The organism is Roseibium aggregatum, from assembly GCF_017309185.1.
In the GTDB taxonomy this organism is placed as follows: Bacteria; Pseudomonadota; Alphaproteobacteria; order Rhizobiales; family Stappiaceae; genus Roseibium; species Roseibium aggregatum_B.
On record NZ_JAEKJZ010000001.1, the window covers coordinates 910,504 to 924,936 of the forward strand.

11 protein-coding genes are annotated in these 14,433 nt (G+C 61.5%); 5 read left to right on the forward strand and 6 right to left on the reverse strand.

Going from position 1 to position 14,433, the window contains the following annotated elements; genetic code table 11:
• Window position 1 precedes the first annotated feature (1 nt).
• Window positions 2–1,525 carry a sugar ABC transporter ATP-binding protein gene (locus JF539_RS04125; protein ID WP_207139068.1) on the reverse strand — a complete coding sequence of 508 codons (1,524 nt, stop codon included), beginning with the start codon at window positions 1,523–1,525 and terminating at the stop codon, window positions 2–4.
• 203 nt (window positions 1,526–1,728) lie between these two features.
• On the opposite strand from JF539_RS04125, the gene JF539_RS04130 reads away from it, so the two are divergent.
• A complete protein-coding gene (locus tag JF539_RS04130) occupies window positions 1,729–2,766 on the forward strand; it encodes a LacI family DNA-binding transcriptional regulator (protein ID WP_207139069.1) in 1,038 nt (345 codons plus the stop codon).
• Between the two features lie 91 nt (window positions 2,767–2,857).
• Here the strand turns inward: JF539_RS04130 and JF539_RS04135 are convergent, their stop codons facing one another.
• Complete coding sequence (locus JF539_RS04135) at window positions 2,858–3,412, reverse strand: DUF2585 domain-containing protein (RefSeq protein ID WP_207139070.1); 555 nt, start codon at window positions 3,410–3,412, stop codon at window positions 2,858–2,860.
• A gap of 178 nt (window positions 3,413–3,590) precedes the next feature.
• On the opposite strand from JF539_RS04135, the gene JF539_RS04140 reads away from it, so the two are divergent.
• Window positions 3,591–5,192 (forward strand): peptide chain release factor 3, encoded by a 1,602-nt coding sequence (locus JF539_RS04140; protein WP_207139071.1) that lies wholly within the window; start codon window positions 3,591–3,593, stop codon window positions 5,190–5,192.
• Between the two features lie 232 nt (window positions 5,193–5,424).
• On the opposite strand, the gene JF539_RS27965 is transcribed toward JF539_RS04140, so the two are convergent.
• A complete protein-coding gene (locus JF539_RS27965; protein ID WP_207139072.1) occupies window positions 5,425–9,018 on the reverse strand; it encodes a P-loop NTPase fold protein in 3,594 nt (1,197 codons plus the stop codon).
• 276 nt (window positions 9,019–9,294) lie between these two features.
• Between JF539_RS27965 and JF539_RS04150 the strand changes: the two genes are divergently transcribed.
• Window positions 9,295–10,011: an MgtC/SapB family protein gene (locus tag JF539_RS04150; protein WP_207139073.1), complete on the forward strand. Its 717-nt coding sequence runs from the start codon at window positions 9,295–9,297 to the stop codon at window positions 10,009–10,011.
• A 345-nt stretch (window positions 10,012–10,356) separates the two neighbouring features.
• Entirely contained in the window at window positions 10,357–11,748 is a 1,392-nt protein-coding gene (locus tag JF539_RS04155; protein WP_207139074.1) for a diguanylate cyclase domain-containing protein, read from the forward strand.
• Window positions 11,749–11,799: 51 nt separating this feature from the next.
• Here the strand turns inward: JF539_RS04155 and minE are convergent, their stop codons facing one another.
• From minE to minC, 3 genes are read right to left on the reverse strand one after another with little or no spacing between them, the layout of a single operon-like run.
• Window positions 11,800–12,063 (reverse strand): cell division topological specificity factor MinE, encoded by a 264-nt coding sequence (gene minE, locus JF539_RS04160; RefSeq protein ID WP_207139075.1) that lies wholly within the window; start codon window positions 12,061–12,063, stop codon window positions 11,800–11,802.
• The gene (minD, locus tag JF539_RS04165) at window positions 12,060–12,881 is read right to left on the reverse strand and encodes a septum site-determining protein MinD (RefSeq protein ID WP_207139076.1); all 822 of its coding nucleotides are present in this window, start codon (window positions 12,879–12,881) and stop codon (window positions 12,060–12,062) included. The genes minE and minD overlap by 4 nt, the downstream gene beginning before the upstream one ends.
• 53 nt (window positions 12,882–12,934) lie before the next feature.
• Window positions 12,935–13,699 carry a septum site-determining protein MinC gene (gene minC, locus JF539_RS04170; RefSeq protein ID WP_207139077.1) on the reverse strand — a complete coding sequence of 255 codons (765 nt, stop codon included), beginning with the start codon at window positions 13,697–13,699 and terminating at the stop codon, window positions 12,935–12,937.
• Window positions 13,700–14,040: 341 nt separating this feature from the next.
• On the opposite strand from minC, the gene JF539_RS04175 reads away from it, so the two are divergent.
• Complete coding sequence (locus JF539_RS04175) at window positions 14,041–14,373, forward strand: hypothetical protein (RefSeq protein ID WP_207139079.1); 333 nt, start codon at window positions 14,041–14,043, stop codon at window positions 14,371–14,373.
• Window positions 14,374–14,433: the final 60 nt, after the last annotated feature.

Genomic DNA, 14,433 nt, shown 5'->3' on the forward strand with positions numbered 1-14,433 from the left:
GTCAATGGAGTTCCTCCCGTTTCAGCCCGGCGGCGTAGCGCATGATTTCGTTTTCGTTGATACGGTCACCGCTGAGGATCCCGGTGATGCGGCCTTCGCGCATGACCGCCACCCGGTGGCAGATGCCGATGATCTCCGGCATTTCGGACGAGATGACCACAACGGAGACCCCGTCTGCGGCAAGGGCTGCGATGAAATGATAGATCTGCTGCTTGGTGCCGACGTCGATGCCGCGCGTGGGCTCGTCGATGATGACGATCTTCGGGTCGCACTCCATGATCTTGGCGAGCAGGAGCTTCTGCTGGTTGCCGCCGGACAGCTTGCCGACGGTGATCTCCTCGTCCAGGGCACGGACATCGAAGCGGCGGATCGCGCGTTTCAGGGCGGTTTCTTCCGCCTTCGTGTCGATCGCGAAATTCTTCACGAATTTCGGCAGGGCGAACAGCGTCAGGTTCGGCCGCATCTTCTTGTCCAGGAGCAAGCCCTTTTCCTTGCGGTCCTTGGTCAGATAGGCAAGGCCGGCATCGCGGGCGTCGGCGACGTTCATGTGGCGGACCTCCCTGCCGAAAAGGCGGACGCTCCCGCCTTCGATGGGGGCGAGGCCGCAGATCGCCTCGAAGACGGCCGTCCGGCCGGAGCCGATCAGGCCTGAGAAACCGAGAATTTCTCCGCGTCGCAGCGTAAAGCTGACGTCCCGGACCGATGGGGCCACGAGATTCCGGACATCCAGAACGACTTCCGCATCGACATCCGCTTCGTCCATCGGCGGGTAGAGGTCGGAGAGCTCCCGGCCGACCATCATCTGTGCCATCAGGTCCGGGGTCAGGTCCTTCGACGGGCGGGTGTCGATCCACTGGCCGTCGCGCAGGATGGTTACCCGGTCGGCAATGGCCTTCACCTCGTTGAGCTTGTGGGAGACGAAAATGATGCCCACGCCGCCTTGTTTCAGCTTCTCGACCTGACGGAAGAAGACCTCCGTCTCCTCTTCGGTCAGGACGGCGGTGGGCTCGTCCATGATGAGAATGCGCGCGTTGCGGCTGACGGCCTTGACGATCTCGACCATCTGCTTCTGGGCGATGGTAAGGTCGGAGATCCGGTCGGTCGGCGAAATGCCGAGGCCGATCTCGTCGAGGTGCCTCTGGACGATGGCGCGCATGGCCTTGCGGTCGAGCAGTCCGTGCGATTTCAGCTCGCGGCCGAGGAAGACGTTTTCTTCCACGGTCATCTGTTCGGCGAGATTGAGTTCCTGGTGAATGAGAACGATGCCGAGCTTTTCCGAGGCGCCGTTCGGGGGCAGGGAGACGCTCTTGCCGTCGAGCCGGATCTGTCCCGAGGTCGGGTCATGGAACCCGGACAGGATCTTCATCAGGGTCGATTTGCCGGCACCGTTCTCGCCGATCAGCGCATGAACCTCGCCGGGGCGGATATCCATGCTGACACTGAAGAGAACCGGAACCGGGCCGAACGACTTGCTGATGTTGACAGCTTCGATGACCGCCGCCGAAGCGGACGTTTCCAGTGACATTATTATTTTCCTCCCAGGCGCTGCCGTGTTCTCCCGAGTTGGCGCCATACTATTCATGTAATCGTTTTCATTGGGCGTGTAAACCTTTACATTTGGTTGTGTAAACCTTTTCACAAAGCGCTTAAGCGCTTATACAGCGTCATGAAGCTTGAGATTCAGGGACTTATCGAATGCACGCGGTGCAGCAAGGTCGAGGCTGAAAAATGACCGGTCCGGTGGAGCGCCCGGCGACGATCGAGGATGTGGCAAAGCTTGCGGGCGTGTCCATCGCGACCGTCAGTCGCGCGCTGCGCTCGCCGGAAAAGGTCGCCGAGAGCACCCGCAAGAAGGTGACCGCCGCGATTGCCCGCACAGGCTATACCGCGAACGCCATGGCGCAGAACCTGCGCATGCAACGTTCGCAGATGGTGCTGGTCCTGGCGTCCTCCATCGCCGACCCGAATTTCGCGGGCATCCTGACGGGACTGGAAAAGGCCGCCGCGGACCGGGGCTACGGCGTCCTGATCGGCAACACCGAGGGAACGCCCGGGCTCGAACAGAACTACCTGCGTTTCCTGTCGACGGGCATGGCCGACGGACTGTTGCTTCTGACGGGGCATATCCCGGTCGCCGGCCAGCCGCCGACCCAACTGGCGGCCCTGCCGCCCATCGTCGCCACGGAGAAGCCGGTCTCCAATCCGGACATCAGCTATGTCGGCGTCGACGACGTTGCCTCGGCGAAAGTGGCGACCGAATACCTGATCTCGCTCGGCCACCGGCGGATCACCTACATCTCCGGCGGTCCGGCCGATATCCGCTCCGATCTCCGTCATTCCGGTTATCGCCAGGGCTTGCGGGAATCGCCGGAAAACCTGCGCGACTGGCGGGTGGACGGCGACGGATCCAGCGAGAGCGGCCGGGCGGCGGTGGAACGGCTCTTCATCAAGGACGACCTGCCGACGGCCTTCTTCTGCTTCAACGACAACACTGCCATCGGCGTGATTTCCGCCCTTCAGCTGCGCGGCTACCGGGTTCCGGAAGATTTTTCCGTGCTCGGGTTCGACGATATTCCCTTCGCCAGCAATATTTCGCCCGGCCTCACCACCATTCGCCAGCCCCGCCACCACATCGGCGAAAAGGCGATGACCATCCTGCTCGACAAGCTCGCGAACCGTTCCCTGCCGCCCCAGCGTCACCTGCTGCACGGCGACCTCGTGGTGCGCGAAAGCTGCGCGGGGATATCGCGGAAGCGGGTGGGGTAGGGCAGCTCTCAATCTCCGGAAATGGTCATTCCGGATCGGCGCGCAGGCGGGCTGCACTTGTCCGGAATGACGTCGCAGGCAGGTCGGCCCCTCAACCGCCCTGCCAGAGCTTGATCGCCTCGACCGGGTAAACAAGCATCAGCACGTTCAGCGTGAGATTGTCCCGGATGACCCAGAGCGCCAGAAGTTCGAAGGCGATGCCAACGAGGATCGTGACCCAGACCGGCATGCGCCAGGCGAAGACAAAACCCAGGAGCATCCAGATGATGTCGAAGACCGAGTTCAGCACGCTGTCGCCGGTATAGCCGACGGCAATCGTCGCCTCCCGGTAGCGGTCGATGATCCAGGGCGAATTCTCCAGGACCTCCCAGGAGGCTTCGATGAAGATCGCGCCGAGTGCCCGTTCGCAGACCGTGTATTTTCCGAAGAGAAGCCACAGGGCCCAATAGAACAGGAAGCCGTGGATGATGTGGGAAGGCGTGTACCAGTCCGCGATGTGCTGCGAGGAGCCGGCGACGTCGCTTGCCGGCGTCCAGAAAAGAACATAGCCGCAGTCACAGATCGGGATCCGGCCCATGGCAAGAAGAATGACCGCGGTGGCGGCGGTCATGAGGACGCCGACGATCAGGCATTTGCTGCGGCTCAAGCGCTTCTCCTCCCGAAGACGGGACTTGTGCGAATCTCTTCTGGAAATTCGGCGGGATTCTCTCTATGACCTTGCGCCAACGAAACATCAATCCGTCCGCCCGCAAGACGTGTGACTGCGCCCCGGTTATCCCGTGAGTTCGCGCAGCCCGAACGGTGCGGCGGGCGAGGAGACACCCATGACGAGCCTGAACGGCACGGCGCCCTATCAGACACGGCGCACCTTCGCGATCATTTCCCACCCGGACGCCGGTAAGACCACGCTGACGGAAAAGCTGCTCCTGTCGGGCGGCGCGATCCGGGCCGCCGGCCAGGTGCGTGCGCGCGGCGAGCGCCGCCGCGCCCGCTCCGACTGGATGAAGATCGAACAGGAACGCGGCATCTCCGTGTCGTCCTCGGTGATGACCTTCGAGCGCAAGGGCATCATCTACAATCTGCTCGACACGCCGGGCCACGAGGACTTTTCCGAAGACACCTACCGCACGCTGACCGCCGTTGACGCCGCCGTCATGGTGATCGACGCCGCCAAGGGTATCGAAACCCAGACCCGTAAGCTCTTCGAGGTCTGCCGCCTGCGCGACATCCCGATCATCACCTTCGTCAACAAGATCGACCGGGAAGGGCGTCACGCCCTGGAAATCCTCGACGAGGTCCAGGAGGCGCTGGCGCTCGACGTCTCGCCGCAGACCTGGCCCGTCGGCATGGGCTCGGACTTCTTCGGCGTCTATGACTGGAAGAAGAAGCAGTTCCACACCTCAGACGGCGAACGCGGCGGACCTTACGCCGAAACGAAGGACGTCTCCGGTCTCGACGACGAGGTCCTGACCGGCACGGTCTTCGACCGGATTATGGACGAACTGACGGAAAACGTTGAACTCGGTGCGGAAGGTTACGCCGAATTCGACAAGGAAAGTTTCTTGGAAGGCCACCTGACCCCGGTGTTCTTCGGCTCGGCACTGCGCGACTACGGCATTGAGGAACTGCTCGACTTCATCGCCGATTTCGCTCCGCCGCCGCACTCCCAGCCGGCGACCGGCGGGCGCATCATCATGCCGGAAGAAGACAAGGTCTCCGGCTTCGTCTTCAAGGTCCAGGCCAACATGGACCCGAAACACCGCGACCGCATCGCCTTCGTGCGCCTTTGCTCGGGCACCTTCAAGCGTGGCATGAAGTTGAAACACGTGCGCGCCGGCAAGCAGATCGCCGTCTCCGCGCCGATCTTCTTCTTCGCAGAGGAACGCGAGATCGCCGATCTCGCCTATCCGGGCGACGTCATCGGTGTGCCCAACCACGGCCAGCTCCGCGTCGGCGACACGCTGACGGAGGGCGAGAACATCCACGTCACCGGCCTGCCGGCCTTCGCTCCGGAAATCCTGCGCCGCGTACGGCTCGGCGACACGATGCGGGTGAAGCAGATGCGCCAGGGCCTGCAGGACCTCGCCGAAGAAGGCCTGGTCCAGATCTTCAAGCCGGATCTCGGCTCCAACTGGATCGTCGGCGTGGTCGGCGCGCTCCAGCTCGACGTGGTGGTCGACCGCCTGAAGGCCGAATACGGCACGGAAATCGGCTTCGAGACGGTGCCCTATTCGACGGCCCGCTGGATCGAGACCGATCAGCAGACCCTTCAGAAAATGATTGAAGGCCACCGCATGTCTATCGCCAACGACCGCGACGACAAGCCGGTGTTCCTGTTCAAGAACGCCTGGGAAATCGGCCATATCACCGAGAAATTTCCGGACGTGAAATTCCGCGAGACGCGGGAGATCGTCTACGAGGCGTGAGGGCGGGGAGCACACCGGCACTTTCCCCCAACGGTCATTCCGGACAAGTGCAGCAAAGCTGCGCGCCGATCCGGAATCCCGACATATTCTGCGCCGCAGGCGCTCATTGATCGAACCAGAACGAATGGATGGAGTTTTGGTGCTCGCTTTCGCTCGCGCTGACTTCTGGGTTCCGGATCTGCGCGCAGCTTTGCTGCACTTGTCCGGAATGACGGTGCTGGAACACCCAACCTCACCCTCCCACCGCAGCGCTCTCCGATAGCACTTCGCGGCTGTGCAGTGGCGTCAGGGCTACGAGATCAGCGATCGCGTTGCGGTCGAGCTTTTCGCCGGCCCTGGCGTCTTCGCCGGAAAGGAGTGCCATCAGCTTGATGTCGCTCTTGATGCGCTCGACGTCCTCAAGTGCGGCGCTCTCCGTTTCCGGCAATTCCGGCCGGCGCACCGTGTCCTGCTTCATCTCCTGGAAGGCCGATCCCGGGTCGGCGGCGTAAAGCAGATCCGTCAGGGCGGGATAGGAGGCGAGCAGGCGCCAGGTCCTGGGCCATTCCGTCATGACGACAACCCAGCGGGCGAGTTGCAGCCAGCGGGCGTCGTCGGGCTTCCAGCCGCGCTCGCGGAAGGCGACCGCATTGTACATGGTGACCGCGTTGATGATCCGTTTGATCTGCCGGGGATTGGCCGGCAGGTGCTCGGCGAGCGGTTCCAGCCGGTGGGAAATCTCCGTTTCGACGTCCTCGTCCGAAGCCGCGTGGATCGTGTATTCGTCCTTGAACCAGGCATCGAAGGCCTCCGGATTGGAGATCACCCGGGCCACATCCTCCTTCGCCGTTTCCGGGGCAGGGGAGGTTGCCATCGCGCTTTCCGCCTTTTCCCGCACCCGTTCCTTCAGCGCCTCGCTGTCGAGAACCGGCGCCGGGTTTTCCTTCACAGCGCGCTGGAAGAAGACCCTCAGGTTCTGCGTCGCGCCGCTTGAAAGATCCGTCGCGGCGTCCTTGTGCCGGTCGGCCTTCGCGCCCAGAAGCAGATGGCGGACATAGTCCTTCTGCCGCTCCGGGACGAGGCCCGGCAGGATGAAGGACATCTGGATCGCCTTTTCGACAAAGCGCGCGCCGAAGGTCTGCTCCGGTCCGACACTGACCTTGTTCATGTCCTTGTGATGGACCTCGAAGGCCCGCTCGATCCAGTCGCGGTCGCCGAGTACGACGAAGACCACGCGCGGACTGCGCAAGAGCGTCTGCATGCCGCGCACCAGATCAACGATGAACGCCGGGCTGCACCGGTCGAGATCGTCGACGATCACCAGAACCGGACGCTTCAGCCGTTCCATGGTCCTGTAGAAATGACGGCGGAACCGCTCGAACGGGTCGCCCGCGCCGAGCGACATGCGTTCGGCGAGCGTATCGGTGCCGGGGCGGATGGATTCGGTGAAGAGCGTGCCGACGCCCCAAAGGAAGCTGATCCCGGTCAGTCCTCCGAGCAGGAACCCAAAGCCGTTGGAGACCGCGAACCCGGCCTTCGCCTTGTCGTCCGTTCCGAGCACGTCGATCACCCCGGCCCAGGTGAGCGCCAGGAACAGGGCACCGCTGGCAAGGGCCGTCAGGAACAGCGTCTTGACCTTCGGGTTCCACAGCCGCCACCAGATCTCCGGTCCCCACAGACGCAGCTTCAGAAGCTGTCGCTCAACCCATCCCGGCTTGCCGGCCGGGCCGCTGCCCACCTCCACAGGTGCCCAGCCTTCGTAAATGACGGAATCGAAGCAGCGTTTGCGGATGGTCTGGTAAAACACCCACCAGGGCGGCTTCACATGCTGGGCTTGCCAGGCGTTGAAGGGCACCACGATCCAGGGACGGCGGGCGTCCTCCGGCCAGTCGCGACCGTCGCCGGTTCCGCCCGTCCCGTCTCTGGGCAGCGGATCGCTCAGGAAAACGGTCGAGATATCCGCGTCGCCGTAGCGTTTCGTCAAAAACGAGGTTTTGCCGTGCCGGTAACCGGTCGGGTTGAGCACGCGGGCCAGGAAATTGGCGAAGGTCGTCTTGCCGCCGCCCCAGGGCGCATCGAGATGGAGCACGAACCCGGCTCGCGTGCTCTGCCTCGACCGGTCGAAGAAAACGTCGTCCTGTTGTCCGGTCGCCGTGATTTCGTCTTCGTGAACCCCTGTCCAGCCGGTTGCGTCGTGGGGTGGATCCGCTGCCGGACCATCGTTTTTGTCCGGCTCCCGCCACATGGCGTCGTTGAGCCGGCACCAGATCAGATGGAGCCGGCGGGCGAGCGCGATGGCCAGAATGCCCCGGCCGAGATCGTCGCGCTCGGTCTCCGCGTCGTCGGGCGAGAACCGGGTCTCTGAGTCGACCTCGTCGTGGCCTGTTCCGGTCCCCTGTCCCGATTGCGACGCGCCCTGGCCGGTGTCTCCCCGGTTCGGTTCAGGTGGCGGCGCGGTGTCGGGCAGAACCGGCAGCCGACCCCTCGAGCGAATAAGGTCGTTCAGTCGGATCGCCTGGTCGCTCGGCAGATCGAGGATCGCGCCGCGCCAGTTCTTCCGCTCGATCCCGGCCGCCTCGATGGCTTCCCGGCGGGGAATCGGGTCGTCCTCGAAGAACTCGTGGACTTCCGTCGGCAGCCGCCGGATGCCACCCTCCATCTCCGTTTCCCGCGACTGAATATGCCCGGTGCCGACGACCCCGCCCGCGTCCGTCGTGCGCCAGTAGATCACCGGATCGCCCGCCTGAAGGTCCTTCGGCAGGGATTTGCCGGTTTTCCAGCGAACGACAGACCCGGGAACGGCTTCTTCTACCCAGGTGGAGACCCGGTCGCCTTCGTTGTATTGCAGCAGCCAGACCTTGGGCAGGGCAGGGGATGGCGGCACAAAGGAGCCGGCCTTTTCCGCGGCTTCGGACACCGCGTCGAAGGCGCTTTGTACGGTTTGTGCTGTGCGGTTTGGAGTGGATGAAGTGGGCGCGGACGCGCCTTTGCTCATTGACGGCGTGGTCGAAGCCGGTTCTTCGGCCTCCGGAAACTGTCCACGAAGCTCTTCCATCCGGGCCTGGACGGATTCCGGGCCGTCCTTTTGAAAAAGATCGTGCAGGTGCCGGATTTCGGAGTTGGCAAAGACCGGGCCTTGTTTCCATATCGCTTCGGGCAGCGTCAGGCGTGCGATCTCAAGAGTTTCCTCGAGCGGCGAGCGGCCATAAATCCGGTCCTCATACCAGTCGATCCAGTCGTCCCAATCCTCGTTGCGTGCATGAAGGGCAGATTTCAGACTGTCCCAACTTCCGGAAAATGCGCCGGAAATTTGGTGTTCCGGCCAAAGCGGCTGCACAACCAAACCCGAAGCGTCAAGGCCGCGATCAACCTGATCGCGGTCGTCTGACAGCGCCGCAGCGCTGGCGAAACTGCTCTTGCCGCTGTCATTTTCCGCCGCAAAGGCCATCACGGCGGCTTCGGTTGCAAGGTTTGCCGCGTCTATTCCGGATGTGGAAGCGATGGTGTCCTTTGCCTGGTTGGCCGCCTGCAAGGCGCTGTTTTCTCCCGGTGTGAGCTTGTGATTTTGCGCCAGGGAGGCCACGTGGTCCCGCGCAAACTCCGCGGCTGCAAGCAGGTTTTCGTCGTATCTGGACCCGGAAGCCCAAAGCCAGGAGATTGCCGAGAGCCTGAGCCCCGCCAATAAAGCATCCGATCTTTTGGGGAGATTCTCAGCGCTTGCTTCCATCAGGACAGCGACAGCTCTAAGAGCCACTCTCGCGGCGATCGCCGCCGATATCTCCGCCGGCTGCCTGCGAAGCCAGGCCTCGAGCCGGTCCCTGTCGAAGTCTCCAGGTGCTGTCGCCACGTGCCGGTCCTCCCCTTCAGGCAGCTTATGCGGGAAGATCGGGATCGGCAATTCCGGTTCCGACTGGATGGCCTCAGGCTGAGGAAATGGTTTCCGGCAATTCTGTCGTTTCACTGACATCACCGTGTCATAAACTTCCGGAAGCCTGCCGGATCGAAGTTGTCTTCACTGTTTCGATTGCCTTCTCAAGGGCGCGATACTCAAAGATCCCGGTGCCGGCTCGCACAGCCGGTCCCCGGCCCCGGCGATAGCCCTCATCAAGAACGATCCCGCCTCATGCTGTTTGTCCAGAACTTCAATCCAGCCTCCTTCGCGGACAGTGTTGTCAGCCTGCTGACGGCCTTCGTTCTTGGCACGCTTATCGGGGCGGAGCGGCAGTACCGGCAGCGCAGCGCGGGGCTTCGAACCAATGTGCTTGTGGCGCTCGGAGCGGCGGCCTTTGTCGATCTGGCGGTCCTTGTCGCCGGGGCGGATGGCGCGGCGCGGGTGATTTCCTACGTGGTCTCCGGTGTCGGGTTTCTGGGCGCGGGCGTCATCATGAAAGAGGGCGGCGATGTCCGTGGCCTCAACACCGCCGCAACCCTCTGGGCCTCCGCGGCGGTCGGGGCCTGCGCGGGGGCGGACTATGTGGCGGAAGCCGTGCTGCTCACGGTCATGGTCATCGCCGGCAACACCTTGCTGCGGCCTCTGGTCAAAGCCATCGACCGGGCGCCGATCCGCGACGCCGAGAGCGAAGCCATTTACGAGGTTTACGTTCTGGCTGACAGCGCAAGGGCCTCGGAGGCGCGCGAAGCGCTTTACACGATCCTGAACAAGGCCCGTTATCCGGTGGCGGACATTGAAACCGAGGTTGTCGGTCACGGGATGCTGGAAATCGTCGCCACGCTCGTGAGCCAGTCGGTGGACCGGGAGGAGCTCAACAGGGCAATGGTCGAGTTGAAGCAGGTTGACGGAATCAGCCGGGCTCGTCTGGAAATGAGCACCAGCGAATAGCCCCGGAGTTGATAGTGGAATCGAGATATCTACTTTCAACAATGTCTTTTTTGACGATGCCAGTGCGGGATAATCTTTATTTTAGACTGTTAAAAATTGAATTTCATGCCGTTTTTGCTGCCGAAAATTTTTGAAAAGAAAATAAGTTGAGTATTGATTAGGTATATCCGGTCAAAGTCATCGGAAGTTGAGTCGCGTAATGCTATATTAAGTGGTAGAAATAGATTTATTGCAAAAAGTACCAAGGGTGAAAACTTGGATACTCGTTCCAGACCTGATGGCGTAGCCAGGTTAACCGAGGTGCGGAAAACAGGCCGCGTCCGCGAGGCGGAAGAAATTCGGCGTTTGTCCAGGCCGTTTTGGACCATCGTTCTGATCGGGGCGGTGAGCCTGCTGGCATTTGCCACGATTGTCAGTCAGATTCTCGATCGGCAGTCGATAAAGTCTTCGGTAAAGGTGTTCAAGGGTGTCCTGGAGGACCGCGCCGTACATCTGGCGGACATAACCCTGGACTACGGCTACTGGAATGAAACGGTCGACAATCTTGTGAGCCAGCTCGACATGAATTGGGCCAACGAGAATTTCGTCGACTACTTCCAGGAAGATCTGCATATCGAGGGCATTCATGTTCTCGATGGTTCGGACAAGCCCAAGTTTCAGGTGATCGCCGGCAAGGTTGGGGTTGCCGATTTGTCGGAGCTTTACGGCGGCTCGCTGAACACCCTGATCCAGGAAGCCCGAAGCGGACCCAGGGACACCGCCCCTGTTCCTGCGACCGGCCTGATCGGCGACCTCGCGAATCTCTATCTCGCGAGTGCGGTTCTGGTGACGTCCTACGACGACGGGCGCGATTTGAGCACGGACCATGTCCTGGTTTTCGCTCAGAGGATGGATGCCTCGCTGCTCGATAGCCTGGCGCGAAGATACCGGCTTGAGGACCTTCATCTGTCTGAAAGGGCTCCCTCCTACTGGCGGGCCGGTACTCCGGTTGTTAGCCATGGCGGTGTCGTGCTGGGGTACTTCATCTGGACTCCGGAGCTGCTAGGGACCAGCGTTCTGCCGTTTTCCGTTCTGGCCCTATTCCTGGTCTATCTCGCCATGTATCGCTCGGCGCGCCAGTTTTTCCGCCGCGCGACGGCGATGGTGAAGGAACTGGAAGCCGCGCGTCGGGACGCGGTTGAAGCCAAGGAAATGCTGGCGCAACAGGCGCGCCAGGATCCGCTGACAGGGCTGGGCAACCGCCGCTTTCTCGACGAAACCCTCTCGAGACTCAGGGGGGAGCAGGGCTATCGCGGCCTTCATGCGCTGCTTTATATCGATCTGGACAACTTCAAGGATATAAACGACAGCTACGGCCACGAAACCGGTGATCTCGTGCTGCAGCATGTCGCGGATTCCCTGCGGTCGCTGAAAGGGTCCAATGAAAAAGTGTTCCGCCTTGGCGGCGACGAGTTCATCGTCTTTCTCGGGAAATCCGAGCGGGACCGAACCTTGACGGTTGCCCGGACGATCATCGGCCAGTTCAGCGAACCGGTGGAGATCAATGGCGCCTGTTGTGTTTTTGGAGCAAGTGTCGGCGTTGCGTTCTCAAACAATCCGGATGCGCTGTTGAGACAGGCGGATATGGCGCTCTATTCGGCCAAGCGCCGGGGCGGGGGGCAATATGTGGTCTTTTCCGCCAACATGATGAATTACAGCGGGGATTTGGCGGGCGAAAAGAAGCGGCAGGCAGGCTGACCCGGACGCCGGAAGGTTCCGGCGCCCGTCAACTTGAAATCGCGGAAGGGGTCAGGACGCCCGTGCCGTGGGCGGCAATTCGATATCGATGCCAAGCGTGGTGACTTCGCCGGACCGGTCCATTTCAAGGCGAACCGAATCCGGATCGATGTTGACCCGCTTTGCGACCACGGCAAGGATATCCTCCCGCAGACTGGAAATCAGAACCGCGTCGGAACCGTCGTCCGCCCGCTCATGCGCCAGAAGAATTTGCAGCCGGTTCTTGGCAACGGAGGCGCTTTCGCCTCTTCTGCCAAAGAGGCTCAGGATATTCATGCGGCCCTCCCCTTGAAGAACTTGCCAAGCAGTCCTCTTTTCTCCTCGGGAATGGTAACGGGAATGTTTTCGCCAAGCAGCCGCCGGGTCGCTTCCGTATAGGCGCGTGCCGCCGTCGAGGTTTCATCCGACAAGGTGACCGGCAGGCCAACGTTGGAGGCCTTCAAGACGTCCTTGCTTTCCGGAACGACGCCGATCAGCGGAACGGAGAGAATGTCGACCACATCGTCCGTCGCCAGCATGTCCCCGGTCTTCGCGCGCTCCGTGTCGTAGCGGGTGATCAGCAGATGCTTCGGCATCCGCCCGCCTTCCTCGGCAACCTTTGTCTTGGCGTCCAGAAGGCCGATGATCCGGTCGCAGTCGCGCACCGAGGAGACCTCCGGATTGGAGACGATGATGGCTTCGTCCGCGTAGCGCATGGCGAGGGTCGCGCCGCGTTCGATTCCGGCCGGGCTGTCACAGATCACCCAGTCAAAATACATGCGCAATTCTTCAATCACGCTAGCGACGCCTTCATCGGTCAACGCATCCTTGTCCCGGGTCTGGGATGCCGGCAGCAGGTAAAGATTGTTGAGCTTCTTGTCGCGCACGAGCGCCTGCTTGATCGAGGCCTCGCCGCGCACGACGTTTACCAGGTCGAACACGACCCGCCGCTCGGCTCCCATGATGAGATCCAGGTTGCGCAGGCCGACATCGAAGTCGATGGCGCAAACCTGGTAACCTTCCTTCGCCAGCGCCGAGGCAATGGCGGCGGCGGACGTGGTCTTGCCCACGCCACCCTTGCCCGACGTAACTACAACGACCGTGGCGTTGCTCATGGTGTTCGTCCCGTTTGTTATCGGAGCGGCCAGTCACAGGACCGCGACCGTCGTTAATTCAGTTGTTCAAAGACCAGTGTTTCGTTTTCGAACCGGATTTGCGCCGGCGCGTTGCGCAAACTTCCGTCGAAATCGTCCGCGACCTTGTAGAGCCCGTTGATGGAGACAAGTTCCGCATCCAGCTTGCTGCAGAAGATGCGCGCCGTGTCCTTTCCGGCCACGCCCGCCAGCGCCCGGCCGCGCAAGGCGCCGTAGACATGAATGGATCCCCCGGCAATGATCTCCGCGCCCGAACTGACCGAACCGATCACCGTCACGTCGCCTTCCGGAAACATGATGCTCTGGCCGGAGCGCACGGGCTCTGAAATCACGATGGAAGCCCCTTCGAAAGAGGCCTCGCCGCCGTCGCTCTCCCTGACCGGTTCGCAGGCCGCTGCAGGGGCCTGCGCCTTGGGCTTGTCCGCCTGCGCGTCACTCTCGGCTGCTTCCGACTGCGCTTCGGCGGAGGCGGGAGTGGGCACTTCCACGTCCGCGGTCAGACGCCCGCCGGAAAAGCTCGGCGGCATGCCCGGTTTCAGCCGGGTGCCGGCAACCCCGTCGATCCCCATCACCCGGATGGAGCGCTCCGACAGGCCGGCAAGGAGGTCTTCAAGGTCTTCTATCGGGATCTTGCTGCCGCGTACGTCCAGAATGATCGGCCGGTCGATGAAAAAACCCGGCGAGCGGGCCGTGATACGGTCTAATTCCTGAAACCAGGCCTCGAAGGGCTGCTCTGGCGATAAAACGATCGCAATGAAGGATTTTCCCTTGAACTTCATCAAAGAGGTCCGGTGACGTTGGATCAGGTTGATTTGTTTGGATAAACCTATCATTAACCGAACCAGACAATCGGGCCGCCAGGCGTTTTCCACCGATATCAAATTTCTTTTGATATTTCAGATAATTGACCAATCCGCCTCTTGAGGTGTCGGAATCGGCCACTCCACCCCTGCAAGAAATGCCGAGAAAGCTTCACAGAATCGGTCCATGCCGCACCAGCCGAATTGCTTTGCCGGTGTACGAGTTAACTAAAATTGAGTGAAGCTCTTTAAATTTGCCATATTGCAGTGCAGAATATCCTCAAGGGCGTTACGGAAGATTTAGCGTCTGGGGGAATTTAATGAGTAACTTCAGCGATGTAATGGGATATATCGGGCTTTCTCCCGACGAGGCCGCAGCGGCCTTGAAAGTGTCGGAAGCTGAAATTGTTCGCTGGTGCGATACGAATGAAGCGCCTCCCATACATATCTGGCAAAGCCTGGTCCGGATGCTTGACGAGATCCGTATCAGTGCGGAAGAGGCGGCGAAGTCCGCCGATCTGGACCAGCTGGACGCGACAGACCTGAACCGGATCAACCTCATGGTGCCGGGTCAGCCAGCGTCAGACTTCGCGGGCCCCAAAAGAGCCGCGACCGCCTTGGCCGTGGCCGCCATTGCAAGGGTTTTCGTCTAAGCGTTCCCGCATGAAACTGGTCCCGCCGACAGAAGCCTAAAGCCGGCCTCTATCCGCTGC

Excerpts from the sequence above, each read along its gene's own strand:
- JF539_RS04125 (WP_207139068.1), bottom strand. The coding sequence starts at position 1,525 with ATGTCACTGGAAACGTCCGCTTCGGCGGCGGTCATCGAAGCTGTCAAC.
- JF539_RS04130 (WP_207139069.1), top strand. The coding sequence starts at position 1,729 with ATGACCGGTCCGGTGGAGCGCCCGGCGACGATCGAGGATGTGGCAAAG.
- JF539_RS04140 (WP_207139071.1), top strand. The coding sequence starts at position 3,591 with ATGACGAGCCTGAACGGCACGGCGCCCTATCAGACACGGCGCACCTTC.
- JF539_RS04150 (WP_207139073.1), top strand. The coding sequence starts at position 9,295 with ATGCTGTTTGTCCAGAACTTCAATCCAGCCTCCTTCGCGGACAGTGTT.
- minE (WP_207139075.1), bottom strand. The coding sequence starts at position 12,063 with ATGAATATCCTGAGCCTCTTTGGCAGAAGAGGCGAAAGCGCCTCCGTT.
- minD (WP_207139076.1), bottom strand. The coding sequence starts at position 12,881 with ATGAGCAACGCCACGGTCGTTGTAGTTACGTCGGGCAAGGGTGGCGTG.
- minC (WP_207139077.1), bottom strand. The coding sequence starts at position 13,699 with ATGAAGTTCAAGGGAAAATCCTTCATTGCGATCGTTTTATCGCCAGAG.
- JF539_RS04175 (WP_207139079.1), top strand. The coding sequence starts at position 14,041 with ATGAGTAACTTCAGCGATGTAATGGGATATATCGGGCTTTCTCCCGAC.